This window comes from Streptomyces sp. NPDC085524 (assembly GCF_044541755.1).
Lineage (GTDB): Bacteria > Actinomycetota > Actinomycetes > Streptomycetales > Streptomycetaceae > Streptomyces.
Genome location: NZ_JBITTH010000011.1, coordinates 1 through 25,612, shown reverse-complemented (window position 1 = coordinate 25,612; position 25,612 = coordinate 1). Strand labels below are relative to the sequence as shown.

The following is a 25,612-nucleotide window of genomic DNA, read 5'->3' as shown; positions in this document are numbered from 1 at the left end:
CGTGTCACGTCGACGTGTTCTCCGTAGGTGCGGGGTACGGATGCGCCCCGACGGGGACGCGACTCCAACGCCGTGCTGATACCGCGCACCGGGAGCGGGCGGCTGTATAGGTAGGGCGTGGGTTCGTCGAGCCCGGTGAGGGGATGCGATGACCGGGTGGCACTGGCTGTTCGGGGACCAGCTCGGTCCTCACTTCCTGACCGCGGGCGAGCCGGGGCCGGCGGCGGGCGCGCCGGTGGTGATGATCGAGGCCCGTTCGGTGTTCCGCCGCCGCCGTTTCCATCGCGCCAAGGCCCACCTGGTGCTCTCCGCCATGCGCCACCGTGCCGCCGAACTCGGCGACCGTGCCCGCTACGTGCGCGCCGAGACCTACACGGAGGGGCTGCGCCAGGCCGTCGGCGGTGCTCCGGTCACCGTCCACCACCCCACGTCACGTGCCGCGTACGACCTGGTCGCCTCGATGGACGGGGTACGGGTGCTGCCCGCCCGCGGCTTCCTCCTGCCGGGAGCGGCCTTCCGTTCCTGGGCCGGCGGGCGCGAGCGGCTGAGGCACGAGGACTTCTACCGCTGGATGCGCCGCGAACTCGGCCTCCTGATGGACGCAGACCGGCCCGCCGGCGGGCGGTGGAACCACGACCCGGCGAACCAGGAGCCGCCTCCCACGGGCGTGCGCACCCTCGGCGCTCCCGCACCGTACCGGCCCCGCGAGAGCGACATCGACGAGGAGGTGCGGGCCGACCTCGACCGGTGGGAGCGGGACGAGGGCATCCGCTTCGTCGGCCGCGACGGGCCGCGCACCTTCCCCGCCTCGCGCCGCGAGGCACTGGCCGCGCTGCACCGGTTCGTCGACCACCGGCTGGCCGGCTTCGGTCCGCACGAGGACGCCGTGCTCGCCGGCGACCCCGTGATGAGCCACAGCCTGCTGTCCTCCTCCCTCAACCTGGGACTGCTCGATCCGGCCGAGGTGGTCGCCGCCGCCGAGGACGCCTGGCGTGCCGGCCGGGTACCCGTGGAGAGCGCGGAGGGCTTCGTACGGCAGGTCGCGGGCTGGCGCGAGTACGTGTGGCACGCGTACTGGTACTTCGGCGAGGAGTACCGCCACCGCAACGCCCTGCGGCACCGTGCACCCCTGCCCGAGTGGTTCCTCGAACTCGACGCCGACGCCGTGGCCGCACGCTGCCTCTCCACGGTCCTCGCACAGGTCCGCGACACGGGGTGGACCCACCACATCCCCCGGCTCATGCTCCTGGGCAGCTACGCGCTCCAGCGCGGCTGGGACCCGCGCGCCGTGACCGACTGGTTCCACCGCTGCTTCGTCGACGGCTACGACTGGGTGATGCTCCCCAACGTCATCGGCATGTCCCAGTACGCCGACGGCGGCATGATGACCACCAAGCCCTACACCAGCGCGGGGGCCTACATCCACCGCATGAGCGACCTGTGCGAAGGGTGCGCCTACCGGCCCGCGGACCGTACGGGCGACCGGGCCTGCCCCTACACCACCGGCTACTGGTCCTTCGTCCACCGCCACCGCACCCGGCTGGCCGCCAACCCCCGCACCGCAAGGGCCGTAACGGGGCTGGACCGCCTCCCTGACATCGAACAGGTGCTGCGCGCCGACCGGTGTCAGGGCGGGAGCCCACCCTGACACCGGAAGGGACACCGGTATGCGTCAGCGGGCCCCGCACATGGCCTCCGACCGGAATCTCCGCGCGAACCGGGTGGTCCTCAGGGGAAGGCGTCGGCTGCAGACCAGCCGGCACCGCCGCCGCCCTGGAGGGCATCGACGTCGCGCACTACCTCGTCCACTCCCTCGACACCGGACCGCGCTTCGAAGAACCCGACCGTGACGCGGCGCGCACCGCTCCCCGGAACCGGCCCTTCAACGGGTCCGCGAGGCCAACGTCACGACCCGCCGGTCCAACGCTGGCGGGTGGAGGGGATCGAACCGGGCCGCCTGCTGCGGCTGCGCGCGGAGATGCGCCTGCCCGGTCTCGCCTGGCTCGACATGTATGTCGACCCGGACGGCACGGGTTCCCGCTACCGCCGGCGACTTGTCATGGCGGGAGAATCGGTGCAAGAACATTGCGAGTTTTCTCCTCCGGTGGCGCTGGTCATCCTGGGTTCCTCGGGACGTGACGACGTGATCCTCCTGGAGTACCCATGCGCCTGACAGACGAACTGCCCGTGGACCACCCCCTCAGCCGTGTCTACCGGTTCGGCGCCGGCCTGTGCGGGCTCATCCTCCTCGTCTTCGGCAGTCTCGGCTTCGCCGGCGGCCTGGACGCGTTCAGTACGGACGGACAGCGCATCGCCGGCCTGTCCACCAACGGACTGCTGAGCACGATCTCGGTGCTCTTCGGACTCCTCCTGATGGCCGGCGCGGCGATCGGGGGAAACCTCGCCTCGACGGTCAACACCGTAGTCGGAGTGATCTTCGTGGCCAGCGGCTTCGTCCACTTGTTCCTCATCGGCCGTCGCGGCAACATCCTGGACTTCGGTTTGTCCAACGTCATGTTCAGCTTCCTGATGGGGCTCCTGGTCATGACGTTCGGGATGTACGGCCGTGTCAGCGGCGGACTGCCTCACGACAACCCCTACTGGCGTCGGCGCCACCCCGAGCAGGCCGCACGCGAGCCGGCTGCCTCCTACCCCCAGGCCGGTGCCGCGGACCGCCCGCCGGCCGGGTTGCCGGAGCGCTGAGGCCGCCATGGCCGACAAGGCGGCACGGGCGCTGGTGGTGGGGGCGACCGGTGACCTGCTCGGGCATCTCGACGGCCCCGCCCCGGGACGGACGGCACCCGCGCGTCAGCGCCGGTCCCGTGGCACCTGCCACACGGCCGCCATGCTGCGGCAACAACGGGCGGCGAGAATCGGCCCGGGGCCAGGCCGTCCAAGTGCCCCCGCACCCGTCTCATCCCACCCCGGCATTCCTTGACGCCGTTGACGGCCTGGCCGGAGAGCGGTCCCGAGACCGTCGTACGCCGCACTTCCGAGCCTGCCGACATCGCCGCGGCCCTGGCGCCGATCGGGGTCCGCTACGAGCGGTGGCCGGTACGCGAGGACCTGGCGCCCGACGCCGACAGCGATGCCGTCTTCAGCGCCTACCGGGCCGAGATGGACCGGCTGACCGCGGCGTAGGGCTTCACCACCGTCGACGTAGTCGCCCTGCACCCCGCTGATGACGGCCCCGACTTCGCCGAGAAGGCGAAGGCCGCGCGGGCGAAGTTCCTGGAGGAACACGCGCACGACGACGAAGTGCGCTTCTTCGTCGCCGGCTCCGGCATCTTCTACCTGCACGTGGGAGGTGAAGTGCACGCGGTGCTGTGCGAGCGGGCCGACCTCCTCGGCGTGCCGAAGGGCACCACGCACTGGTTCGACATGGGCACCCGGCCCGCCTTCACCGCGATCAGCTTCTTCCACGAGGAGGCCGGCTGGATCGGCACCTTCACCGGCAGTGGGACCTCGCGGCGCTTCCCCGACTTCGACTCCCCGACTTCGACACGATCACGGCGCAGGGCGCGGAGTGAGCCGAGAGGCGGACGCCGTGGTGCTGGACGTCGAGGGCACCACGAGCGCCACCGGCTTCGTCGTCGACGTGCTCTATCCGCACGCGCGCGAGCGGTTCGGAGCCCTGCTCGCCGAGCGCTCGGACGAGCAGGAGGTGGCGCGCGCACTGGCACAGGTGCGCACGGAGCCGGGTGAGCCGGACGCGGGCCCGGCACGGATCGGACAGGCGTTGAAAGCCTGGCTCGACGAGGACCGGAAGGTGACGCCGCTGAAGACCCTTCAGGGACTGCTGTGGGCGGAGGGGTTCGCGCGTGGCGAGCTCGTCTCCCATCTCTACGCGGACGTGGTGCCCGCTCTGAGACGCTGGCGTGCGGAGGGCCTGCGCCTGTACGTGTACTCGTCCGGATCGGTGGCGGCACAACGGGCCTGTGAACGTGGCTGTCATCCGGCTGACATCGTCGGTGTTCGACACGGAAACGGACTCGCGATGGGGCGAGTGCCGGGAGGTCCGCGTGCCGAAGTGCAGGGGTGCGTCGTCCGCACCCACCGCGCCTTCCACCGGATGGCCGATCCGTGTGTGGCGTAGTGCCGGTCCGGTGTTCACGAGGGCGACGTTGCGTGATCGAACTGACTGCCACAACAACCCGGCGGCCGGGCGCAGTTGGCTGCTCAGGCCGTCCCCGGCGGTGGGTCGGCGTGCAGCCGGCTAGACCATCCCTGTGCGGTGGGCGACTTCCTCGTTGTGGCGCAGCTGCTGGTGTGCATCGGGACCGAGGGTGTTGATGACACCGGCGATGAGGACCTCGATGACGGCGAGGGTGGGAACGAGGCTGTCGTAGGGGGCGGTGGTACCCACCTGGCTGGGCAGGACGACGTCTGCATGGGCGGTGGCGGGGGAGAGCCAGGGGTCGGTGAACACGATGGTCTTGCCCGCGGCCTCGCGGGTGAGCTGGGCGATGGCCGTCTTGTCGTCCTCGTAGCGCCGGTAGTCGAAGAGTACGACGACGTCCCGGCGGGTGAGCTGGGCCAGTGCCGCGGTGCGTTCGACGGGCCGGTCGGGCAGGAAGCGGACGTCTTCGCGCAGCTGCATCAGGTGGAGGCCGAGGTACTGGGCCAGGAGGTGGGTGAAGCGGCCTCCGGCAAGGATGACGTGGCGCTTGCGGTCGGCGAGGAGTTCGACCGCGCGTCGGAAGTCGTGCGGGGGGATTTCGGCGAGCGTCTGGGCGAGTGCGGGGGCGAAGGTCGCGTTGCCGTGTTCGAGGAGGCCCGCAGTGCTGGTCGTCTCCTGGGAGTGATCCAGGCCTGCGGCTTCGTACAGGGCGACGGGGGAGGCGTTGCGGACGTCGAGTTCGCTGCGCACTGCCGCCTGGAGGTCGGGGAAGCCGTGGTAACCCATCCGTGCTGCGAAGCGCAGGACGGTGGGGGTGGAGACCGAGGCGCGTTCGGCGATGACGGCGACGGTTTCGAAGACCGCGGACGGGTATCCGGCCAGCAGTGTGCGGGCGACCTTGCGTTCAGCGGGGCTGAGTGCGCCGAGGTTGGCGCGAATGCTGTCGGCGATGGTGCCGGTCATCGTCGGGTGGTTTCCTTCCGGAGAGGTCGTGCCGTGTCCGCCGAGCCTAGTGCCGGCTCGGCGAACACGGATGTGCGGGCTTGCCGTTGCCTCGGGGTCAGTTCGGGGTGACGGTGCTGATGGTGAGGGCGAGCGAGGTCAGCGTCGTCGGGTCCGAGGAGCTGTGGGCCCATGCGGTGGCGGGCTGCGTGCGGGTGAGCGTCACGGTGTAGCGCGGATCGGACTCGAAGGTGGAAGCCGTCGCGGTGCGCTGGGTGCGGCTGGCGGCGAGGGCACGAGCGGTGCCCAGGAGGGAATACGGCCGGCCGCTGCTGTTGGCCCGGGAGTAGAAGACGTCCGTGTTGGGGGGAACCGGGGCATCGCCTGCCGAGATGATGGGGTGCTTGCCGGGGGCGGGGAGGGCCTGCCAGGTCCGGGGCAGGTAACGGTCGCCGTCGGTGAGGTAGGTGTAGCGTGTTCCGGTCAACGACCAGCCGCCGGTCGTGGTGTGTGCGCGGGCCTGGCGGAGGTCGAGCACGGTCAGGCCGCGGGTGCCCTTGACGGTGGCGGTCTCGGCGGGTGTGCCGGGGTTGTCGACGATGAGGGCGGTGTTCTCTTCGAGGCCGTAGACGCGTGTGTGGCCGGTGTCGGCGGCCAGGCGCAGAGCACGTCCCTCGCGGCCGGCGGCGCCGGTGTGGGTGTCGATGAGGCCGGAGCGGAGGAACCCGAAGCCGCCTGCCGGCAGGTAGCCCAGGCGCGTCGGGTCGTCGAAGTAACCGGGGCTGCTGCCGTCGCGCAGGGCTTGGTAGGAGTCGCCTCCGGTGACCATGTCGTCCCCGGCCATGATCTGCGCGCCGGCAGAGGAGCCGGCGATGACGGCGCCGGCGGCGAGCTTGGCGCGGATCGCGGCCAGGACCTTGCTGTCGGTGTGCGCGTTGCCGTGGAGGAGGGTGGTGACGTAGCGGTACTGGTCGCCTCCGCCGAAGAAGAAGCCGGTCATGGAGTTGACCTGGGCGACGACCGCGTCGGAGTCCGCGTCGGTGATGTGATCGAGGTCGACGGGTATCCATTGTGCGTCGGCGGCTCCGTGCTGCTTGAACAGGGAGGCGTAGTAGGCACCGTTGCAGGCCGAGTTGCCGCACCGGGCGGGGTCGTCGGCGTACGGGTCCTGGCTGGCGGGAATGGAGGCGGCGGTCAGGACGCCCACGCGGGCGGCGGGGCCGCCGGCGCGGCTGATGATCTCGCCGTAGACGGCCTTGTTGTCCTCCTTGAGGCCGCCGCCGACCAGGACCAGCGAGCCGCCGCGGGCGGGGCCGGGTGCGGGGGAGGGGGAGGGGGAGGCGTGGGCGGCGGTGACGGCGAGGGCGGCCAGCAGCATGGCCGCGGTGGCGGCCAGGAGGCCGCGTCGTGAGCGGGTGCCGGGCATGTGGGCTCCGTTCAGGTGGCGGTGGTGTCGGTGTGGCACAGGCGGGCGATCAGCAGGGTGAGGAGGGTGATGCGGTCGGTGATGGTGGTGGTGTCGAGCCATTCCTGGGGGGTGTGGTCGGCGCCGCCGACCGGGCCGAGGCCGTCCAGGACCGGTGTGCCGGTGGCGGCGATGGTGTTGGCGTCGCCGACGCCTCCGGTGCTCGCCGCCCCGAAGGCGAGCCCCAGTTCGCGGCCGGCACCCTGGGCGAGGGCCAGCATCCGCCGGTTGCCGCCTGTCGCCTCCATCGGCGGGCACAGGTCCAGCTGTCGCACCGTGGCGGTCGTGCCGAGTACGGGAAGGCGCGCCGCGGTCGCCTCGATGGCGCGGCCGATACGGTCCAGGCAGGCGGTGGTGGTCGCCCGGACCTCGATGTGGAGTTCGGCCCGCTCGGGGACGATGTTCGGGCGGCTGCCGGACCGGACGACCCCGACGTTGATCGTCGCGTCGTCCTCCTGCCCGTTGAGGGACTGCAGGGCGATGGTCAGATGGGCCGCCGCGAGAGCGGCGTGGGCGCCGCGCTCGGGCTCTATGCCCGCGTGCGCCGCCTTACCCGTGACGGTGATGAGGTACTCGGCAACTCCCTTTCGCGCGATGACCACATCGCCGTTCTCGCGTGCGCATTCCAGGGCCAGCGCGAAGTCGGCTTCGGCAGCGAGGCTCCGTGTGAGGGGGGCGCTGCCGGGGGAGCCGATCTCCTCGTCGGGCGTGGCGAGGAAGACGATCTCGTCGTAGTCGTCGAATCCTTCCTCGGCGAGGATCTCCAGCGCGCTCAGTCCGGCCAGGAGACCACCCTTGTCGTCGCTGACACCAGGACCGTGGGCCAAGGACCCGCTCAGGGTGAAGGGGCGGTCGGCTGCGGTGCCGTCGTCGAAGACGGTGTCCATGTGACCGGCGAGGAGAATGCGCAGACCTCCGTCGGCTGCCCTCCTGGCACCCTTCTTCCGGGCGACGAGCGCGCTGCCCAGAGCCCGCCCCCGGTGGCGTCCGGCCGGCACGGTGAGGGTGGTGGCGCCGTAGCGTTCCAGCCGGTCCGCGAACCAGGCGGCGACGCGGTTGATCCCGTCGGGGCTGTAGGAGCCGGAGTCGATGGCCACCAGGGCGCCGAGGTCGGCCAGGTACTCGCTGTGCCGGGCGGCGGCGCGGGCCCGCAGCGTCCGGGTGGACGGCCGCGGGCTGACCGGGGCGGTCACAGGACCTTGGACAGGAACGCGCGGGTCCGCTCCTGCACCGGGTCGGTCAGGACCTTGCGCGGGTCGCCCGCTTCGACGACGACGCCTTCGTCCATGAAGACGGCCGTGTCGGCGACCTCTCGGGCGAAGCCGATCTCGTGGGTGACCACGACCATGGTCATCCCGTCGGCGGCGAGGCGCCGCATCACGTCCAGTACGTCACCCACCAGCTCCGGGTCGAGGGCCGAGGTCGGCTCGTCGAAGAGCATCAGCTTCGGCTTCATCGCCAGCGCGCGGGCGATGGCCACGCGCTGCTGCTGCCCGCCGGACAGCTGCGCGGGGTAGTGGCCGGCCCGGTCCGCGAGCCCTACCTGCTCCAGGAGCCGGTGCGCTTCGGCCTCGGCGTCGGGCTTCGAGACGCCCGCGACCTTCACAGGCGCCTCGCAGACGTTCTCCAGAGCGGTCATGTGGGGGAAGAGGTTGAAACGCTGGAACACCATGCCGATGTCGCGGCGGCGTTCGGCGACCTCCCGCTCGCGCAGTTCGTGCAGCTTGCCGCGATGGCGGCGGTAGCCCACGAGGTCGCCGTCGACGGTCAGCGTGCCGCCGTCCACGGTCTCGAGGTGGTTGATGCACCGCAGGAAGGTCGACTTGCCCGAGCCCGAGGGCCCCAGCAGGCAGCAGACTTGGCCGCGCTCGACCGTCAGGTCGATGCCCCGCAACACCTGGAGGCTGCCGTAGTTCTTGTGGACGCCACGCGCCTGGACCATGGGCTTGCTCATCGCCCGGACTCCTTCCTCGTACGGCGGGCCCCGGCGGTGCCCGCGCCGCCGAGCAGTCGCCGGAACGTCGGGGTGCTGTGGCCGCGGGCCGCGCCGCGTCCGTAACGGCGCTCCAGCCAGGCCTGCGGAATGCTCAGCAGGGATACGAGCGCCAGGTACCAGCAGCTGGCGACGACCAGCAGGGGGATGACCTGGTAGTTCTGGGCGTACACCTCCTGGATGTTCGACATCAGGTCGTGGGCGGCGATCACCGAGACCAGAGCGGTCATCTTGAGCATGTTGATGGTCTCGTTGCCCATGGGCGGGATGATGACCCTCATGGCCTGCGGCAGGACGATCCGCCGCATGGTCAAGGCCGGGCGCATCCCCAGCGAGTGCGCGGCCTCGGCCTGGCCCGGGTCGACGGACTGGATCCCCGCGCGGACGATCTCGGATGTGTAGGCGGCCTCGTTCAGGCCGAGGGCCAGGAGGGCGGCCACCGCGGGGGTGAGGACGGCGTTGGTGTCCCAGGAGACGAAGGTGATGCCCGTGAACGGGATCCCGATCTTGATCTGGGAGTACAGGGCTGCGGCGTACCCCCAGAAGATGATCTGCACGAGCAACGGTGTGCCGCGGAAGGCCCACACGAACAGGGACGACAGGCCGTACAGCACGGGGCTGGACGACAGGCGCATGACGGCGACGACCGTGCCCAGGACCAGCCCCAGGGCCATGGAGGCGGCGGTCAGCCACAAGGTGGTGGCCATCCCGTCGAAGATCAGACCGGCGAAGAGGTAGTCGCCGACGATGTCCCAGTGGAGGTTGGCGTTCTTGGCGAGCGACCCGGCCAGGCCGGCGAGTGCGGCCACGGCCGCGACCGTCGCGACCCAGCGCCCGTAGTGGCGTACCGGCACCACATCGAGCGCCCCGTCCTGGAATGCGGCGGTGCTCGAGTGAGGTGTGCCGGTTGCCGTGGTGGTGTCGGTCACTGGGCGCCCGCGTTCTTCGTGGCTTCCTTGACCGCGATCGACGCGACGCCGTACTTGTCGCAGATCCTCGTCAGGGTGCCGTCGGCGACGAGTTGCTGCAGTGCCTTGTGGATCGCCTCGGTCAGCTGCGGCTGCTTCTTGGACACCGCGATGCCGTTGGGAGAGGCCTTGTAGCCGCCCTGGGCCGCGGGGTCTTCGACGGAGTCGAAGGCTCCGCCGTTCTCGGCGGTCTTGGCGGTCCACCCGGCGGCCGGCTTGGTCAGGACATCGGCGACGACCTTGCCCGCGCGCAGGGCGAGCTGGGCGTCGGAGTCCTTGGGGAAGGTCTGGATGTCGATCGGCTGCCTGCCCAGCTCGGCGCAGCGGGACTGGTGGGCCTTGAGGAGGTCGGCCTGGTTGGTGGCGGCCTGGACACCGGCCGGGTGCCCGCACAGGTCGTCCAAGGTGGTGATCCCGGTCGGATTGCCGTCGGCGACCAGCAGGCCTGAGCCGGACTGGGAGTAGTCGACGAAGTCGACGACCTGCTGGCGCTCCTTGGTGTCGGTGATGGCGGAGATCGCCACGTCGTACTTGCCGGCCTGGAGCGCGGGGATGATGCCGTCGAACTTCTGGGGCGAGAAGGCGAACTTCACCCCGAGCTTGGCGCCCAGGGCCTGGCCGAGGTCGTAGTCCAGGCCGGTCAGCTCGCTCTGCCCCTCTTTGACGAACATCTCGAACGGCGCGTAGGGCACGTCGGTCGCCACCCGGACGGTGCCGGACTTCTTGATCGCCTCGGGCAGCGCGTCGTGCAGGTCCTGGTCGGGCTGGACCCGCACCCCGGCCACGTCGGCGCCGGAGGGGGCGGGGGCTGCTGCGGTGGCGGGGTCACTGCTGCCGCACGCCGACAGAGCAGCGGTCGCGGCGAGCGCGGTGAGCGCCGCAGTCAGGGAGCGGACGACGGGTGTGCGTGCGTGCATGACTCTCGGACCTCGTTCACAAGGGGGAGGGAAGACGGGAGGACGGCTGCCGCTGGCGAGCCACATCGGAAGTTACAGATGAACCCAAGAAATGGCTAGATGTATCGCACGTTACGTAGAGGTAAGGTCTGGACTTCAGGCGGTGGATCGACCATTTCGTCGCTGGACATCCGGTTTGTGACCCCATGTGCTCGTCGGCAACCGATCTCGGCGTTACATCTGTTCACGGGCGTGGCTGACTTGTATCTTCCGCTACTACCCCTGACGCGATGGATTTCGCGTCGCAATCCCCACCCACCGATCGAGGGCGCCGCCATGCAACGGACCACCCGCCGACCCCGACTCGCCGCAGCCGCGGCAGCCCTGCTGGTGCTGCCCGGCCTCCTCATCGCCGCCGCACCCGCACACGCCGCCGCAGCCCGCCTCCGCCTGGGCAGCGCGACAGACGTCTCCCGCCCCTCCTGGCAAGGCCCCGCGTACACCATGAACGGCGCCGGCGCGATCGTGCCCGGCTCCATGAGCCGCGCGATCGACGACATCCGCGGCGGCGCCGGCAGCCTCGACGTGGTCGTCCTGGCCGGATCGGCCCCCACCAGCGGCAGCAAGACGCCCGAATGCGACACCGTCATGACCCTGCCCGGCGTCAACTCCTGCACCACCTGGACACTGACCGCCACCTCCGACGCGAGCAACGCCCAGGTCAACGCAGACGTACGGAACGCCGAGTTCGTGTACTTCGCCGGGGGCGACCAGTGCCGCTACACGGCCTGGAAGGGGACCGCCCTCGAAGCATCGGTCGAATCGGTCGTGGCCAAAGGCGGAGGGTCGGGCGGCGGCAGCGCCGGCCACCACGTCAACAGTCCGATCGTCTACGACGCCTGCAACGGCAGCGTCACCAGCGCCGAAGCCCTCGCCAACCCCTATGACCGCTCCATCACCTTCACCACCGGCCTGTTCACCTGGAACCACTACGACAACGTCGTCAACGACTCCCACTTCGTCGCCCGCGACCGGATGGGCCGCCTCATGGCCTTCGTCGCCCGCTCCATCAAGGACGGCCTGACCTCCGCGGGCTCCGCCTGGGGCGTCGGCGTCGAGGAGGGCGGCGGTTCACTCCACATCGACAAGAACGGGCTGGCCACCGCCTACGGCAAGAACAGCTACGTCGTCCTCGGCGACCACCAAGGCGAACAGGTGGCAGCCCGCCGGCCCCTGACCTACACCGGCTACAAGATCTGGAAGCTCACCCCGGGCACCACCTTCGACTTCGCCAACCGCCCCACCTGCGGCTACTACCTGCGCAGCGTCACCGCCGGCGCCCCCGACCCCGATCTCTACGACGGAACCCCGCAGACCACTTGCACGGCCCCCCACGCCCTCACCGAGTCCGAACCCAACGACACCCGCGACCGAGCCGACGATGCCACCACCCTGACCACGCCCGCCGCGCTCACCGGCAGCCTGGCCACCAGCGGCGACCGCGACTACTTCGCGATCCACCTGGCAGCGGGTCAGCGCGCAGACGTCCAGTGCGACGTACCCGACGACTACGACGCCGACGTCTACCTGCTCGACGCGGGCGGCGGCAACCTCACACGGTCCGTCAACGACGGCGCGGGCACCGACGAAACCCTCACCCATGCCGCAACGACCACCGGCACCTACTACCTCGAAGTCGCCGCCTACGCAGGCTCAGGCCCCGCCGGCTACACCTGCAACGTCACGACCGCCTGACGCCCGCCAGACCCCGTCCAGGAGTTCACCAACCAACCCACTCGCGCAGCGGCCTGGCCATCGGCCCGGCCGCCTGCCTCAGCCAAGGGAAGGCGGTCAGCAGAAGCACACCGGGCGCGGGGCGTTTCTCCGCTGCGGTCGCTGCCGAAGACCGAGCCCACCGGCTGCCACGGCGGGCCTCCGGCCCTTGGGCCGGGTCAGGCGGCCTGGGGCTGGCGCAGTTCTGCCTGGCCGAAGAGGAGGGCGTGGCCGCTGCAGGTCCCCATGCAGGGAGATCCCCATCCGCTCTTCGGCTGCCGCGAGCATCTGCTCCGTAATCGGGCCGTCAAGCTGGATGTGTGCCCGCACCAGCACGTCGCGGTAGTCCTTCCAGGAGAAGCGTGACAGCCATGAGTCTGGCTGTCACCACACCTCATCGTCGTCTGCGAACGGGGACGAAGGGGAGGGGTTCGATTTACGGATCGTTTTGTGCCAGGGAATGGCTGCAGCCAGTCGTTTGGGGCTGAACGCATCCAGCGGCTGCACGTTGTCGTCGGCCAGGAACTTCTGGAGCACGCCGTGGTCGGCGTCTGCACCCAGGGGGACGGCCACGCGCACCGCGCGCCTGCCCAACGGGGTGGCGTCCAACTCGCGCAGCCCGGACCGCCAGTCGTCCGTCGGACGTCCGTCGGACACCAGGGCCAGCACCGGTCGCCACGCCGACTGCGGCATGGGCGGGACGTGCAGGGCACGGGCGGCCAGCCGGAAGGCCGCGCCCATGTCCCTGTCGCCGTAGGCGTCTGCATCCTTCCAGGTGAGGTGGTGGATGTCCGTTGGCTCCGCGATGTGCCACCGGGCACCGCCGCCGAACGTGATCGCCCGCACCATCAGCGCCTTGCCGGGGTTGTCAGAGGCCTGCGAGCGCATCTCGGGGATGGTCTCCCTGACGGCGTAGTTCAACGCGGTGATCTTGCCGCTTGTGAGCATGGAGCGCGAGCAGTCGAGCAGCCAGATGAAGTGCAGCGGAATGCTCCTCATCGGACCGCCGGGTATGTCGTTGTTCGCGGTCGTCCGAACGTCGTCAGGCATCGGGGCGGCCCGGATCCGGCTGGCGAGAGCGCGGAGTTGGGCGGGGATGGTGTGGGCGGGCGGCCTGGCAGAGGGTTCCTTGGCCAGGAGAGTGAGCAGGTAGGCGTCGAGCGCTTGCGGGATGGTGGGCCGCAGGCTGCTGGGTGGTGGCGGATCCTGGAACACGGCGGCGTAGGGAATCTCGCCGAAGAACAGCCGGCGTCCGGTGAGCAGGTGGAACAGGGTCGCGCCCAGGGCGTAGACGTCCGCGGCGGGAGTCACAGGCCGGCCGCGCAGCTGCTCGGGTGCCATGTAGACGAGGGTGCCGGGGAGCTGGCTGTCCAGCGTCAGACCGGCGGTGGCGTCGTCCAACCGGGCGACGCCGAAGTCGCAGACCTTCACCGCGGCGCTGCCGTCAATCATCAGGTTGTGCGGTTTGACGTCGCGGTGGATGACCCCTGCTGCGTGGGCCGCTGCCAGGCCTTCGGCAGCCTGCGCCCCGTACTCCAGCGCCGTACCCACCGCCAGCCCGAGCGGGTGGTCCAGGAGGTGGGTGGCCAGATCCGGGCCCGTCAGCAGCTCCAGTACCAGGAACGGCGGATCCTGGTGCTCGACGAGATCGTGAATGGCGGCGACGTGGGGGTGGTTGAGACGTGCGACGGCCTTGGCCTCCCGGCGGAACCGAGCCAGCGCCTGGTGCCACTGGTCGTCGGCCCGGTCGGCCAGCAGAGTCTTCACAGCCACCGGCCGGTCCAGCGTCAGGTCCAGTGCCTGCCAGACCTCGCCCATCCCGCCGTGGCCCAGCCGACGCTGAAGCCGGTACCGGCCGGCCAGCTCGTAGCCCGCTTCAAACGTTGTGCTCCGGTCTGGGCTCATCCGGCAGTCTCACTGGTGGGACAGCGGTGCGGCTCCGCGTTCCAGACCGGGCCGAGAACAGTGGTAGACGGTTCGTCCCGGTACTTCGCGGTCGTGGCCGTGCGGTGCTGCCCTACGGCGAGCACGCACAGTCGCACCCCCTGGCCGACGTGATGCTGAAGTGCCTCGCGCGCGCCGCCCCCGCGCGGCGGGATCCCGGCGGTCTCTCGTACGGCACGTCCGGAGCCCTTGGTGGACGGATGAGCGGGATCTGTCGCCACCGTCATCGAACCCGTCGGCTCGCGCAACAGACCGTAGAAGACCCGGTTCCAGGTCTCGTGGTCGTAACCGCCATCCACGTAGTACTCGTTGACGGGGCCTATGCCGTCGAGGGAGGTCTTCACCCGCTCCCACTCGGTGGAGATCAGTGTCTGGATCTGGCCGTCGGTCTGATCGGGCAGTGACAGCGGGTCGGTACTGTGCATGGCCATGACGTTACCGGCCCACCCCGTACAGCGGGGTGGCCTTGCCCGGGCTCAGCTCGGATCAGGGGGGTGCCCTTTCGGAGGTGGAGCGGACAGACACATGCGGTCAACCGGCCAACCGATCAAAGGGACGCGCTCCATCAGATCCGTCGTATAGCGGCTCTCTGCAAAGTCGCCCTCGTGATCAAGAAGGGAATCCTCGCGGCCCTGCTCATCGGGGGCCTCCTGGCCGTGGGACTCCGGCAGCCTCCCCTGAGGACACGACGACGTACGTGGCCACCGGCCCCGTCTTCAACAAGCCCCAGGGGGACGGCCGCCGAGCGGGGCGCAACCCTCAGCCGGCTCGGCCGCCTCGTCAACGGCGCCCAGAGCGGGTCGGACATCCGGATATCGCTCCACCTGTTCGGATCGAGCTGGCTCGCGGACCAGCTCGTGGCGGCGCACCACCGGAACGTGAACGTGACCGTTCTCGTCGACGATGACAGCATCACGGCCGCCTGGACGTCCGGCTCCGGTGCAGCGGTGAGGGACAAGCTGAGCGCAGCCCTCTCGGCGATCCCACCCGCAGGCGAGACGTACGGCAAGTCCTGGTTCAAGGTGTGCGCCGCGAACCAGCCGTGCCTGGCCAAGGGCACGGGCGGCGTCAACCACAACAAGTTCCTTCTCTTCTCCCAGACCACCGGCAGTGGCCTCCCCGACAAGGGCAAGCCGGTCGACAGCGTCGTCGTACAGTCCTCGGGCAACCTCACCACGTGGGACCGCGAGTCCGCCTGGAACGACGCCATGACCGTCGCCGACAACGCAGAGCTGCACGCCGGCTACACCCGCTACTTCGACCGGACGGCCGCCTCGCAGGCGCTGCCGGACGGATCCGGGCGGGTCGACAACCTGGCGATCGACGTGGAGGCGGGGCCGGCCAAGGGCCCCGTGACCCTGCTGGCGCACGCCGCGCCCAAGTGGGGCGACGCGGTGCAGGCCGGGTTCACCCCCGCGCAGTGGCTGCTCGTGCTCGCGTTCGCCGAGTGGAGCCGGCTGCGCCGCTAGCCCTCCGGCCGGTCCGACTGCGGCCCGGTGCATGTGGGCCCGTCGCCGTTCGGCGGCGGGCCCGCTCGTGTCCTCCGCAGGGGTGAATCCGGCCCTCGCGTACGCGTAGGCGGTTTGTGCGGTGTGCTCCCAACTCGCCCTGAAAACCTGCCCTTTGACACATTCTGGAATCTTTCGGCATCTTCCCGGCGCGGCTCGACGGTCGGGCCGCACGGTGTGCGTTTGGGGTGTGTTTCGGCATGGGTGAACGGCGTGAGGTGTACGGCGTGGTGCAGGCTGCGGGGCGGCTGCGAGTCCCGGTGGCGGCCTGGCGGTGGGCGGCCGGTACGGGTTTGGTCCCGGCGGCGGACGTCGGCCCGGGGCTGTGGTCGCGGGCGGTGGTCGAGGCCGTCGACCCCGAGGCGGTGAGGGCCGCGCTGCGGGGTCCGATCGGGGCGGGGGTGGCGGCGGACCGGCTGACGCAGGCCCTGGGGGTCCCGCTGCCGCCGATGCGGCCGAGGGTGACGGCGGCGGCCATCGGGCATCTCGTCCGCGCCAGCCTGCTGGTCTATCTGGGAGGGGAGGCGGAGTTCCCCGAGGTGCACCCGGAGCAGGTGGCGGCGCTGGCCCGCCGCCGGGACCTGCCCGCGCTCCTGGACCAGCACGTACCCCTTGGCCCGGACCAGGCAGCGGTCCGTCTCGGGGTGCGGGGCCGGGACTTCGACGAGGTGGTCGGCCTCGGTTTCGTCGCCCCGGTGGGCACGGTGGAGATCGATTTCAAGCGGCAGGGCGGCGTGACCTCCGTCCCGCTCTACAGCGCCCGCGACATCGCCCTGTTGGACGTGGTCCGGCCGTGGGTGGACTGGCGGGCGGTGCGCGAGGCCCGTCCGGGCCGCCGCTCCCCGCTCGCCTGCCTCACCCCGGTCACCCCGGACACGGACCGGGTGCTGCTCGCGGAGGTGGCCGGGATGGCGCGTGTAGGGCGGGCGGCGGTGGTCCACTGGCGCCGCTGCCACGCCGACTTCCCCACCCCGACCGCCGGTACCGAGACGCGTCCGGAGTTCGAGCGGGCCGACGTCGTCGCGTGGCTGCTCGCCAACGACAAGATCACCCTTCCCGCCGGGGCGTGGCAGGCCTCGCTGCTGGTGCGCGGCACCGGGGGAGCTACGGGCCGGTTCCGGCTGGATGCTCCGTGGTTGGGCCTCGCCGACGACGTCGAGGGAACCGACCAGTTGTCGGGCTGGGTCGCCGACGACTCGGATGCCGACGCGCTGGCCGCCATGGCGGCCGGGTATGCCGGGGCCACGCTGACCCGGCTCACCGCACCGGGTGCGGGCCCGCTCGCGGTGCTCGGCGACGTCCGGCTGACCGACCGGTTCCGGTCCGGATCCGGGGCCTTGCGCATCATGCTGGAATGGCCGGCCCGCCTGCGCGGCACCACCACGAGGACCGGCCGCGGCGGCGTGGTCCGCCACGGCGTCCCGCAGACGAGGACCGGCGAGGACTGCGTGTGCGAGCGGCGCGACTGCGGCGGCCTGGACCCGGTCCTGAGGTGCCCCGAGCACGGGGCCGAGATCGCCCCGGTACTGGAGTGGCATGCGGGCGGCGGCCTGCGCTGCGCGCAGCTCACGCGAGGCCGGGCGGCGAGCGCGTAGGGGCTCGTCGGCTGCGGAGGCTCCCGGCGCGCCCTCGGAAGCGCCGGGAGCCCGGTCAGGCCCGGATCTCACCGCCAGGGGCGCTGGCGGCGCGCTGGTACCAGGACTGTGCCTCGGCCACCCGCCCGGCGTTCTTCAGCAGCAGTGCGAGGTTGTTCATAGCGAGGGTGTGTCCGGCGTCGCTGGCTTGCCGGTACCAGCGTTCTGCTTCGGCCGTGCGCCCGGTGTTCTGCAGTAACGCTCCGAGGTTGTTCATGGCGTCGGCGTGTCCGGTATCAGCGGCGCGCTGCTACCAGGTTTCCGCTTCGTCGAAGCGGTCGGCGTCTTCCAACAGGACCCCGAGGCCGAACATGGCGTCGGGGTCTCCGGCTTCGGCGGCCCGTCTGTGGCGCTGTTCGTCGGTTTCCGATGCCTCGGCTGGCGGGCCGGGGGCGGGCGCGGGTGCGAGAAGGGCGGAGCGCAGGCGTGCGGCGACGTCTTTCGCGGTGGAGGGACGGCCGACAGGGTCTTTGGCGAGAAGGGAAGTGATGAGGTCGTCGATGCCGGGCGGGATGGCGGGCTGGTGGGTGCTGGGCGGTTCGGGAGTGGTGGACAGATGCATGGCGATGACGGCGTACGCGGAGTCCGCAGTGAACACGGGGCGCCCGGTGAGGAGCTCGTAAAGGCTGACGCCCAAGGCGTACAGGTCGGATGAGTGCGTCGGCGTTCCTCCGCTGAGCTGCTCGGGAGCCATGTACAGGGGGCTGCCGAGCAGCATGAGGTTGGACGGCTTGATGTCGCGGTGGACGATGTTTCGCGCGTGGGCGGCGGCCAGCCCGTCGCACACCTGGGCGCCGTACTCCAGTACCTGCTCCAGGGGAAGCCCGCCGGGGTGGTCCTCGCACAGGACCGTCGCGAGATCACGCCCTTGCAGGAACTCCATGACGAGGAACGGGGAGACTTCCACCTGCCCATCGGGGCTTGTCTCCTGGTGCTCGCCCAAGTCGTGGACGACGGCGATGTTGCGGTGGTTCAGCCGGGCGGCTGCTTCGCCCTCACGGCGGAAACGGGCCAGGACCTGGGCGGCGAGCTGGTCGTCACGCAGATGGGATGTGAGGACCATCTTGATCGCGACGGTACGGCGCAGCCTCAGATCGGACGCCGCCCACACCTCGCCCATGCCGCCGTGCCCCAACCGGCTACCGAGCCGGTAGCGGCCCGCTAACTCCATCCCCCTGTACATGCCCGTCAACGTATGCAACTCGCCCGCGACGCGCCAGGAATTCTCCGCACCCGCTCGGGGTCTTCCGGCCGCATCCGCCGGCCGGAATTTCCCCCCGCCAGCCCCCGCCGGACTGTGCCCGCTGTACGGACCATGCGCAGCGCCGAGACACCGCAACCCGCTTGGTTCCTGGGTGGGCTGCGGGTGTGCCGGGCCGGTCAGGTCCGGATTTCGTTGACGAGCATGCGCAGGGTGAGGCTGTGCTTTTCGGGTGGCAGGGCATCCATCGCGGCGGTAGCGTGCGCGACACCGCCCGCCCGGTCGCCGGAGCGGGCGAGCATCAGCCCTCGGTGGAGTTCGAGGTGGGTGGCGAAGCGGGGCAGGGTGGTGGGGAGTTCGGCGAGCGCCTGGTCCTGCGCCTCGGTCGCGCCCCTCTCGTCGCCGAGGCGCGCGAGCAGCAGTGAGCGGAAGACGTTGAGTCTCCACCGCGGCACCGCGTAGTCGGAGGTCTGCTCGTACGAGCCGGCTGCGTCGAAGACTCGCCGCCCCCGCTCGTCGAGGGCGCGGGCGGTGGCGTGGTCGCCGCGGAGGGCGGCAGCGTGGGCCTTGCCGTAGATGGCGTTGAGCAGCCCGAGGGACGGCCGGGCGCCGAGGGCCAGGGCCTGGTCCGCGAGGACATCGGCGACGTCGAGGGAAGCCCCCTCGTACCCGAGGGCGATGGCGGCCCGCCCCCGCACCCACACCCGCGCGGCCGGATCCCCGGACTCATCCGCAGCGCTCGCCGCCATCCGGTACCAGCGCACGGCCGCGGCCCCGTCGGATCCTGGAAACGTCTTCGCGTACAGGGTCATCAGGCGGGCGGCGACCGACCACAGGCGCGGTTGGTCGAGTTGCTGCTGTACGACGACGAGTTCGCCGGAGACGCGGCGCTGCATGTCGGCCGCGCCCATCGACATGTAGTCCGTCCCGTACGCGGCCAGCTTGGCCTCCCACGCCTCCGCAGACGGCCCGCCGGACAACCGGGCGGCGAACCCGCGCGCGAGGAGGTCGGAGGCGACCACCGGGGCTATGGCCGTACCGGCCACATCGGTCAGGAACTCACGTCGCAGCATGGGGTCCTCCAGGACGGCTAACGCCACATCCAGCACCCGGGACAGCGCCGCGAGATAGAACCCGCGCGGCGCGCACTTCCCGCGCTCCCACCGGGCCACGTACTCACGCGTCAGAGCCGTTCCCTCGGCACGGTTGGTCTCATCGGCCAGACGGGCTTGCGACCAGCCCTGCGCGGTGCGCAAGTCGCGGATCAACTCCCCGATGTCCATGCGCCCATCTCGCCCCCGGAAATGCCCCTCCCCGGAGTTCTTTTCACGGGCCGAAAGTAAAGGCACCAGCCCGACCCGCGAACGGGGCACACCATGACAACGACCGACCACACCCACGCCCACACCGAGGCGTTGAAGCTGTTCCCCCCCCGGCCGCCCTCACCGCCCCGCCCGACTGCACCCGCTGCCAGGACTACGCCCGCCGGCCCCCTGCGCGGCACGCTCGTCACCGACATGCAGGTGCTCATGAAGCGGTGCGCGCAGGCAGGCGACCGGTGACGGGCCGCCGGTTCACGGTCGGGGACGCGGAGGGCTCAGAAGCAGGCGCTCAGCAGTACGTCCGGGCCTTCTTGACTGCGGGTTCGGCCTGCTTGGGGTCGGAAGTCACGTTGAGCAGCTCGTGCGCCTTGTCCAGGGCGTCGGCGAGCGGCTGGTACTTGTCGTCCGCCATGGCAGCCGCCCTGGCCAGATCCTCGGCGCCGACGAGGCGCGCCACCAGGATGTCGAAGTCCTTCCCGCCGGCGGTGCCCGGCAGCGGTTCCGGCAGTCGCCTCACGGCCGCGCAGGCCAACTCGGCGTCGGTGCCCTGGACCTTGCCGGACACCGCCCCCGACTCGCAGGCCGTCAGAGCCAGCAACAGACCGACCGCGGCCGCAGCAGTTGCAGGACGCCTCATCAGTTCCCCCCGCTCGAAGACTTCCGGCCATCCTCGGGGGCTTCATTAAGGGGGGCACAGTCCAATCCCGGCCAGCTTGCACGGCTACCAGCCCCGCACAGTCCCAGGGTTCAGAAACAGGCACTCAGCTTGTTCTTTATGGTCTGAGGTCGATCTTCAACGTCTACACGGTCAGGTGGTGGCGTCCAGACCGGCCAGGAGAGAGGCGACATCGAGGCCTGTGGTGAGGTACTCCTCGAACATCTGATTGTTCAAGGCCCAGGGTGACCGCCTTTCCCGGATGAGCCGGATCGCCGTCATTGCGGGCTGGCCCAGCTCGATGAGGGTTTGCGCCACTACCAGGCCGGAGCGGTTGTAGCCGGCGTTGCAGCGGACCAGAGCCGTACGCCCGCGCCGCATCGCATGTGCTGCGGTATTTGCCAGCTGCTGGACGGTCTGGATCTGCTCGGCAGTGAGTGGGCCATCGGGGATCTCGGCGATCAGATGGTCAACGCCCGGCTCAGGGCCATGGCCGGGGCGGGTGAACAGGCTGATGACCAGGTCAAACTCGGTGCCGACGACTGCAGCATGGCTCTGCCCAAGAGAGTCGGTCCACTGATGGCCGCCCATCCACAGTCTCGGCGTAAGCTCGCTCCAGGGAGTCGACGGCTCAGGTGTGCCCCCGCGTTTCTGGCGCGTCTTCATTCGAGATCCTCCGTCGACCAGGCGTGCGGGACAGGCCACAGTCCCCAGCTCGAATGGTCCCTCGAACACGCTCCCTCGCGTGAGGATTCCCCGGACAGCAGGCCGGCCTCCGCCCGATTCTGTGCTCCGGCCAAGGAATGCACCGAACCAGAACGAAGGCCGTGGGGATGAGCCTGCCGCACCTTGACGCGCCAGAGGAAGCGTTCGCCGAAGCGTCACGCTTCCGGGGCGACTTCTACACGTGCCTGAACGCGCACCGCGACGAACTGTTCGAGCTCACGGATGCCCTGCTCTGCTCCGACGGACGGGTGATGACGCCAGTGGACCTGACGCTGCTGCCCGAACACCGGCGTGGGCACGGCGCGTTGTACGCCGCCCTGAACGATGGCCGTATCGACACTGCACGGCTGCGGCGGGTCCTGGCCGCTCTGCCGCAGCCCCCGGCCGCGGACCATCGGCTCGTCCTGGCCGTGGACGTAAGCAACTGGCTGCGGCCCGACGCGGAGTGCAGCCCGGACAGGTTCTGCCCTACCTTCGGCCGAGGCCGGGACCAGCACCTGATGATCCCTGGCTGGCCGTATTCGTTTGTCGCCGCGCTTGAGTCGGGGCGCACGTCGTGGTGCCAGCTGTTGGACGCGGTCCGGCTCGGACCCCAGGACGATGTCGCCGAGGTCACCGCTGCCCAGGTCCGCCGCGTGGTCGAGGACCTGATCGCTGGCGGCCTGTGGCGCCAGGGCGACGCCGACATCGTGGTCGTCTTCGACGCCGGCTATGACGCCCCGCGCCTGGCTCATCTCCTTGACGGTCTGCCCGTGGAGGTGCTGGGCCAGCTGCGGTCGGACCGCGTGATGCGCAAGCCAGTGCCCCGTCCCTGGATCTGTCCGCCCCAGGGCGGGCGGCCCCCGAAGCACGGCAAGGAGTCCGCTTTGCCAAGCCGGAGACCTGGGGCGCGCCGGATACGGCGACCGTGCAGGTCACCGACCGATACGGCACCGCTCAAGCCATGGCCTGGGACCGGATCCACCCCCGCCTTACGACCCGCTCGGCCTGGATCGACCACGACGGCGAACTGCCCCTCATCGAAGGCACCCTGATCCGCCTGGAGGTCGACCACCTGCCCGGCGGCGGAGAACCCCTGCCGGTCTGGCTGTGGTCCTCGGGGACAGGCATGACCGGCGCCGACGTGGACCTGCGGTGGCAGGCGTTCCAGGTCAGGGCTCGCGTGCGGAAACGTTCCGGCGGGGCATGCCTTGCTGGTGGGGGTCTGCTCGCTGGATGATGTGCTGTTCCCGGACGTCGATGTTCGCTTGGAAGCCGTGGAGTTCACGGCAGGGGCATCGATCGTGGTGGCCACTGCGTGTGGTCCGCCGCCGAGGTGCCCGGGGTGTCGTGTTCGCGCCTGGAGGGTCCACTCCTCCTATACGCGCAGCCTGGCCGAGCGATCCTTGTCCGGGAGGAAACTGCTGGTCAGACTGCGAGTCCGGCGGTTTTTCTGTGATCGGTCCCAGTGTCGGCGTCGCACGTTCGTCGAGCAGGTCGGCGGGCTGGGCGAGAGCCATCGCCGCTCCAGCCTCGGACTGAAGACCTGGCTGCGGCAGGTTGCGGTCGAGCTCGGCGGCCGGGCTGGCTAACGACTGTGCCGCCGGATGCACCTCGTCGCAGGACGAACCCGACTGCTGGAACTCCTGGACCCTCCGGCATCGCCGGAACGGTCACCGCGAGTCCTCGGCGTGGACGAATTCGCCTTCCGCAAGGGCCGTACCTACGGACCCCTCCTGGCCGATGTCGAGGCAGGCCGCGTCGTGGACGTCCTGCCCGACCGCACCTCCGAAACCTTCGTTGCCTGGCTGCGCGAGCACCCCGGTGCCGAGATCATCTGCCGCGACCGGGCCACCTCCTACACCCGTGCGATCAAGGAAGCCTCCCCCAACACGACGGAGGTGGCCGACCGCTGGCACTTGCTGCAGAACCTTGCCGCCGCGGTGGAGAAGACCTGCCACCAGCATCGCGCCTGCCTGCGTAAACACGCCGATGAGGAGACCGCCCGCATAGCCGAGGCACCCCCGCTGATGCAGCTCCCGCTGCACGAACTGCCGCGGACACAGATCATCGAACGGACCCGCCACCGCCACGCCGACGTGCACAAACTAGTCGCGGCAGGCTGGATGATCAGCGCCATCGCCCGCTGGCTCCACCTCGACCGCAAGACCGTCCGGCGGTTCCGTGACACCGACCTCGACCAGCTCCTGGCTTCGGCTACCGAACGCCGACCGGCCGGAGTGCTGGAACCGTTCAAGCCGTACTTGAACACCCCCTTCACCGAGAGTCTCGGCCAGGTCAGCGGCAACCGCCTCTTCCTGGAGATCCGCGAACGCGGCTACCGCGGCAGCCGCCAGGTCGTCCGCAGACACCTCGCCGCCCTCCTCGCCGGCAACGCGGAACCCGTCCGAGCCGACATCCCCGGCCCTCGCCAGATCACCGGCTGGATCATGCGGCCGCAGACACCCTCCCGCCCGACCTTGCCCGCCGTTTGCTGGACGTGCGGATCGCCTGCACGGACATCGCCCGGGCCTTCGCTGAACTCCTTCGAAACTGGCGCGGCTTCCTGCTGAACGAGTGGATCCGGCAGGCCGAGCAGGACGCACCCAAGCCCATCAGCGGCTTCGCCGGCTTCTTCCGCGGCGACCTCAACGCCGTCACCGCGGGCTTGACCTTGCACTGGAGCTCAGGAGTTGTCGAAGGCCACGTCAACAGGGTCAAAACGATCAAGCGAGCCATGTATGGCCGAGCGTCGTTCCGGCTCCTGAGGATTCGACCGGCCGTTCACCACCCATCGAGCGACGAAGAAATCCCCTTGAGCGAGCTGACCGGCAACCGCATCCGCACCACGGCCGGCAAGCTCGGCCTGGCCCACCTCGCCGAAACCATCAACGAGTTCACCCACCGGGCGGACGAGGCAAAGATGGGCTACCTCGACTTCCTCGACCTGGTGTTGTCCGAGGAACTGGCCGTCCGCGACAGGGCCTGCGGCTCTCCCGGCTGCCGCACCACAAGACGCTCGATGAGTACGACTTCTCGTTCCAGCCCGACCTCGACCCGCGCAAGGTCAAAGACCTGGCCACCCTCTCGTTCATCGAGGCCAAGGCGAACGCCGCTCTCCTGGGGCCGCCCGGGGTCGGCAAGACACACATCGCCGTCGCTCTGGCCGTCGCGGCCTGCCGGCCCGGCTACTCGGTCTACTTCACCAGCCTCGACGACATGGTCCGCAACCTCAAAGCCGCCGAATCCGCCGGGCGCCTTGCCAACAAGCTGGGCACCTACCTGCGGCCCGGCGTCCTCGTGGTCGACGAGGTGGGTTACGAGATCCTCGAACGCGGAGAAGCGAACCTGGTCTTCCAGGTCATCTCAAAGCGGTATGAAAAGGGCTCGATCATCCTGACCCCAAACAAGACCCTCAGCGAATGGGGACAGGTGTGGCGACGAAGTCCTCGCCACAGCCATCCTCGACCGCCTCCTGCACCACTGCGACGTGATCTCCATCAACGGCCCCAGCTACCGGCTCAAGAACCGACTCAAGGCCATCGAGCGCGACACCGACGTGGCCTGATCCGGGCCGGCTATCCGACGAGGAGATGTTCCTCGCCGACTTGGAAGCTAAATCACACCCCGCGATCGGTGACACTAGGTGATCACACGGCTTGATTCGAGCGCTCGCAGGACGAGGACCGTCTGTCGCGCAATGGCCTGCTGGCACATTGGGTCCTGCTTCTCGTCTTCAGCCGTGACTCGCCCAGTCAACTGGGATACCAGGATTGCCTCGTAGCAGCTGGACAGACACTCCAGCGCTTCGTCGGCCGACAGAAAGCCGCCAGGAGCTTCGAAGAGTCGAACCAGTGCCATCAGGAAGGGACCGACCGCTGCTCTGGTGGGAACATCCGGCAGAAGGTCGTATTGAGTCAGGAAGTCTCCCGCGAAGGCCATGTCGTCCCACCAGCTCGCTGGAGCTTGAGCACGCAGGGTCAGTACGGACTTGACCAGCTCGCGGTGCGGTTCCGGGAAGAAGTCGTCGAATGGTGGCTCGAAAACGAGAACCGTCGATGCCACCACGTCCAGCACGAGGTCGGCCCGCCTGCTGTTGCTCAGCGCCTCCAGCTCCTCTCCGTAAGGCGCGACGTTCTGGTCCCACAGCTCCAAACCAGTCCTCCAACTCTCTGCTACCCCTGAACCGTAGACGGGGACGTTCATCCGTACACAACTGGGGAGCCGAGGGGCCCTGGCAAGATTTTCGTGAAGCTGGGGTGTGCCACCGTGCGCCGGTGACGCTCCGTCATGGGTAGTGGCGTCGGAGTGTGGCCATGTGGATGACGCGGTGGCGGAGGAGTGGGACTCCGGCGCGGCCGGCCATGATCCGTTTTTGGAGTTTGAGGTCGGCTATGCGGCCTTCGTTGACGCCGGAGCTGAACGGGGTGGTGATGCCCTGCACGACCGCGCCCTGGTCCTCCCGGATGGCGCAGGCCAGGCTGGC

At 70.0% G+C, this 25,612-nt stretch carries 23 protein-coding genes and 7 pseudogenes; 14 read left to right on the top strand and 16 right to left on the bottom strand.

Going from position 1 to position 25,612, the window contains the following annotated elements; translation table 11 throughout:
• The first annotated feature begins 148 nt into the window (after window positions 1-148).
• From ACIGFK_RS18540 to mtnC, 5 genes and pseudogenes are all read left to right on the top strand, one after another.
• Window positions 149-1,648 carry a cryptochrome/photolyase family protein gene (locus ACIGFK_RS18540; protein ID WP_400052641.1) on the top strand — a complete coding sequence of 500 codons (1,500 nt, stop codon included), beginning with the start codon at window positions 149-151 and terminating at the stop codon, window positions 1,646-1,648.
• A gap of 279 nt (window positions 1,649-1,927) precedes the next feature.
• Window positions 1,928-2,173, top strand: a pseudogene (locus tag ACIGFK_RS18535) (hypothetical protein); the annotation flags it as partial.
• Complete coding sequence (locus ACIGFK_RS18530; RefSeq protein ID WP_386472068.1) at window positions 2,164-2,703, top strand: DUF4383 domain-containing protein; 540 nt, start codon at window positions 2,164-2,166, stop codon at window positions 2,701-2,703. The pseudogene ACIGFK_RS18535 and the gene ACIGFK_RS18530, both read left to right, overlap by 10 nt.
• A gap of 231 nt (window positions 2,704-2,934) precedes the next feature.
• Window positions 2,935-3,492: pseudogene (locus ACIGFK_RS18525) on the top strand (1,2-dihydroxy-3-keto-5-methylthiopentene dioxygenase); the annotation flags it as partial.
• 34 nt (window positions 3,493-3,526) lie between these two features.
• Window positions 3,527-3,941, top strand: a pseudogene (gene mtnC, locus ACIGFK_RS18520) (acireductone synthase); the annotation flags it as partial.
• Between the two features lie 275 nt (window positions 3,942-4,216).
• Here mtnC and ACIGFK_RS18515 read toward each other — a convergent pair.
• From ACIGFK_RS18515 to ACIGFK_RS18490, 6 genes are all read right to left on the bottom strand, one after another.
• Window positions 4,217-5,083 (bottom strand): MurR/RpiR family transcriptional regulator, encoded by an 867-nt coding sequence (locus ACIGFK_RS18515; RefSeq protein WP_400052640.1) that lies wholly within the window; start codon window positions 5,081-5,083, stop codon window positions 4,217-4,219.
• Between the two features lie 97 nt (window positions 5,084-5,180).
• A complete protein-coding gene (locus ACIGFK_RS18510; protein WP_400052639.1) occupies window positions 5,181-6,488 on the bottom strand; it encodes a cyanophycinase in 1,308 nt (435 codons plus the stop codon).
• Window positions 6,489-6,499: 11 nt separating this feature from the next.
• Window positions 6,500-7,720 (bottom strand): M20 family metallopeptidase, encoded by a 1,221-nt coding sequence (locus tag ACIGFK_RS18505; RefSeq protein WP_386472074.1) that lies wholly within the window; start codon window positions 7,718-7,720, stop codon window positions 6,500-6,502.
• On the bottom strand, window positions 7,717-8,469 hold the full coding sequence (locus tag ACIGFK_RS18500) for an amino acid ABC transporter ATP-binding protein (RefSeq protein WP_376655515.1): 753 nt from the start codon (window positions 8,467-8,469) through the stop codon (window positions 7,717-7,719). The genes ACIGFK_RS18505 and ACIGFK_RS18500 overlap by 4 nt, the downstream gene beginning before the upstream one ends.
• Before the next feature lie 8 nt (window positions 8,470-8,477).
• Entirely contained in the window at window positions 8,478-9,449 is a 972-nt protein-coding gene (locus ACIGFK_RS18495; RefSeq protein WP_400052638.1) for an amino acid ABC transporter permease, read from the bottom strand.
• A complete protein-coding gene (locus ACIGFK_RS18490) occupies window positions 9,446-10,405 on the bottom strand; it encodes an ABC transporter substrate-binding protein (protein WP_386472077.1) in 960 nt (319 codons plus the stop codon). Before ACIGFK_RS18490 ends, ACIGFK_RS18495 begins: the two co-directional genes overlap by 4 nt.
• Window positions 10,406-10,720: 315 nt before the next feature.
• Here ACIGFK_RS18490 and ACIGFK_RS18485 point away from each other — a divergent pair, with 315 nt between their 5' ends.
• On the top strand, window positions 10,721-12,139 hold the full coding sequence (locus tag ACIGFK_RS18485) for a pre-peptidase C-terminal domain-containing protein (RefSeq protein WP_400052637.1): 1,419 nt from the start codon (window positions 10,721-10,723) through the stop codon (window positions 12,137-12,139).
• Between the two features lie 402 nt (window positions 12,140-12,541).
• Here ACIGFK_RS18485 and ACIGFK_RS18480 read toward each other — a convergent pair whose 3' ends face one another.
• Both ACIGFK_RS18480 and ACIGFK_RS18475 read right to left on the bottom strand, forming a co-directional pair.
• Complete coding sequence (locus ACIGFK_RS18480; protein WP_400052636.1) at window positions 12,542-14,062, bottom strand: protein kinase; 1,521 nt, start codon at window positions 14,060-14,062, stop codon at window positions 12,542-12,544.
• Window positions 14,059-14,526, bottom strand: coding sequence for a hypothetical protein (locus tag ACIGFK_RS18475; protein WP_376655458.1), 468 nt, complete (start codon window positions 14,524-14,526; stop codon window positions 14,059-14,061). Before ACIGFK_RS18475 ends, ACIGFK_RS18480 begins: the two co-directional genes overlap by 4 nt.
• Before the next feature lie 180 nt (window positions 14,527-14,706).
• Here ACIGFK_RS18475 and ACIGFK_RS18470 point away from each other — a divergent pair, with 180 nt between their 5' ends.
• Window positions 14,707-15,570 carry a phospholipase D-like domain-containing protein gene (locus tag ACIGFK_RS18470; RefSeq protein WP_400052635.1) on the top strand — a complete coding sequence of 288 codons (864 nt, stop codon included), beginning with the start codon at window positions 14,707-14,709 and terminating at the stop codon, window positions 15,568-15,570.
• Window positions 15,571-15,809: 239 nt separating this feature from the next.
• Window positions 15,810-17,204 (top strand): hypothetical protein, encoded by a 1,395-nt coding sequence (locus ACIGFK_RS18465; protein ID WP_400052634.1) that lies wholly within the window; start codon window positions 15,810-15,812, stop codon window positions 17,202-17,204.
• 55 nt (window positions 17,205-17,259) lie between these two features.
• Here the strand turns inward: ACIGFK_RS18465 and ACIGFK_RS18460 are convergent, their stop codons facing one another.
• From ACIGFK_RS18460 to ACIGFK_RS18450, 3 genes are all read right to left on the bottom strand, one after another.
• Complete coding sequence (locus tag ACIGFK_RS18460; RefSeq protein ID WP_400052632.1) at window positions 17,260-17,460, bottom strand: tetratricopeptide repeat protein; 201 nt, start codon at window positions 17,458-17,460, stop codon at window positions 17,260-17,262.
• Between the two features lie 33 nt (window positions 17,461-17,493).
• Window positions 17,494-18,426, bottom strand: a complete 933-nt coding sequence (locus tag ACIGFK_RS18455) for a serine/threonine-protein kinase (protein ID WP_400052630.1) — start codon at window positions 18,424-18,426, stop codon at window positions 17,494-17,496.
• Window positions 18,427-18,623: 197 nt separating this feature from the next.
• Window positions 18,624-19,727, bottom strand: coding sequence for a multiprotein-bridging factor 1 family protein (locus ACIGFK_RS18450; RefSeq protein ID WP_400052628.1), 1,104 nt, complete (start codon window positions 19,725-19,727; stop codon window positions 18,624-18,626).
• 93 nt (window positions 19,728-19,820) lie between these two features.
• Here ACIGFK_RS18450 and ACIGFK_RS18445 point away from each other — a divergent pair, with 93 nt between their 5' ends.
• A complete protein-coding gene (locus ACIGFK_RS18445) occupies window positions 19,821-20,006 on the top strand; it encodes a hypothetical protein (RefSeq protein ID WP_400052627.1) in 186 nt (61 codons plus the stop codon).
• A gap of 49 nt (window positions 20,007-20,055) precedes the next feature.
• On the opposite strand, the gene ACIGFK_RS18440 is transcribed toward ACIGFK_RS18445, so the two are convergent.
• Together ACIGFK_RS18440 and ACIGFK_RS18435 are read right to left on the bottom strand one after the other, a co-directional pair.
• The gene (locus tag ACIGFK_RS18440; protein WP_376655451.1) at window positions 20,056-20,403 is read right to left on the bottom strand and encodes a hypothetical protein; all 348 of its coding nucleotides are present in this window, start codon (window positions 20,401-20,403) and stop codon (window positions 20,056-20,058) included.
• Window positions 20,404-20,574: 171 nt separating this feature from the next.
• Window positions 20,575-21,087 carry a protein phosphatase gene (locus tag ACIGFK_RS18435; protein ID WP_400052625.1) on the bottom strand — a complete coding sequence of 171 codons (513 nt, stop codon included), beginning with the start codon at window positions 21,085-21,087 and terminating at the stop codon, window positions 20,575-20,577.
• Window positions 21,088-21,254: 167 nt separating this feature from the next.
• On the opposite strand from ACIGFK_RS18435, the pseudogene ACIGFK_RS18430 reads away from it, so the two are divergent.
• The 4 genes and pseudogenes from ACIGFK_RS18430 to ACIGFK_RS18415 all read left to right on the top strand — a co-directional run.
• Window positions 21,255-22,294 (top strand): annotated as a pseudogene (locus ACIGFK_RS18430) (transposase); the annotation flags it as partial.
• A 49-nt stretch (window positions 22,295-22,343) separates the two neighbouring features.
• Entirely contained in the window at window positions 22,344-22,718 is a 375-nt protein-coding gene (locus ACIGFK_RS18425; RefSeq protein ID WP_400052872.1) for a transposase family protein, read from the top strand.
• A 99-nt stretch (window positions 22,719-22,817) separates the two neighbouring features.
• On the top strand, window positions 22,818-23,699 hold the full coding sequence (locus tag ACIGFK_RS18420; RefSeq protein ID WP_400052623.1) for a transposase: 882 nt from the start codon (window positions 22,818-22,820) through the stop codon (window positions 23,697-23,699).
• A pseudogene (locus tag ACIGFK_RS18415) lies at window positions 23,627-23,902 on the top strand (transposase); the annotation flags it as partial. The gene ACIGFK_RS18420 and the pseudogene ACIGFK_RS18415, both read left to right, overlap by 73 nt.
• Here ACIGFK_RS18415 and ACIGFK_RS18410 read toward each other — a convergent pair.
• Window positions 23,813-24,031 carry a hypothetical protein gene (locus tag ACIGFK_RS18410; protein WP_400052883.1) on the bottom strand — a complete coding sequence of 73 codons (219 nt, stop codon included), beginning with the start codon at window positions 24,029-24,031 and terminating at the stop codon, window positions 23,813-23,815. The pseudogene ACIGFK_RS18415 and the gene ACIGFK_RS18410 sit on opposite strands and share 90 nt — an antisense overlap.
• Between ACIGFK_RS18410 and istB the strand changes: the two are divergent.
• Window positions 23,942-24,694, top strand: a pseudogene (gene istB, locus ACIGFK_RS18405) (IS21-like element helper ATPase IstB). The gene ACIGFK_RS18410 and the pseudogene istB overlap by 90 nt on opposite strands.
• A gap of 74 nt (window positions 24,695-24,768) precedes the next feature.
• Here istB and ACIGFK_RS18400 read toward each other — a convergent pair.
• Together ACIGFK_RS18400 and ACIGFK_RS18395 are read right to left on the bottom strand one after the other, a co-directional pair.
• Complete coding sequence (locus tag ACIGFK_RS18400) at window positions 24,769-25,281, bottom strand: hypothetical protein (protein WP_400052621.1); 513 nt, start codon at window positions 25,279-25,281, stop codon at window positions 24,769-24,771.
• 133 nt (window positions 25,282-25,414) lie between these two features.
• Window positions 25,415-25,612, bottom strand: a pseudogene (locus ACIGFK_RS18395) (ISL3 family transposase); the annotation flags it as partial.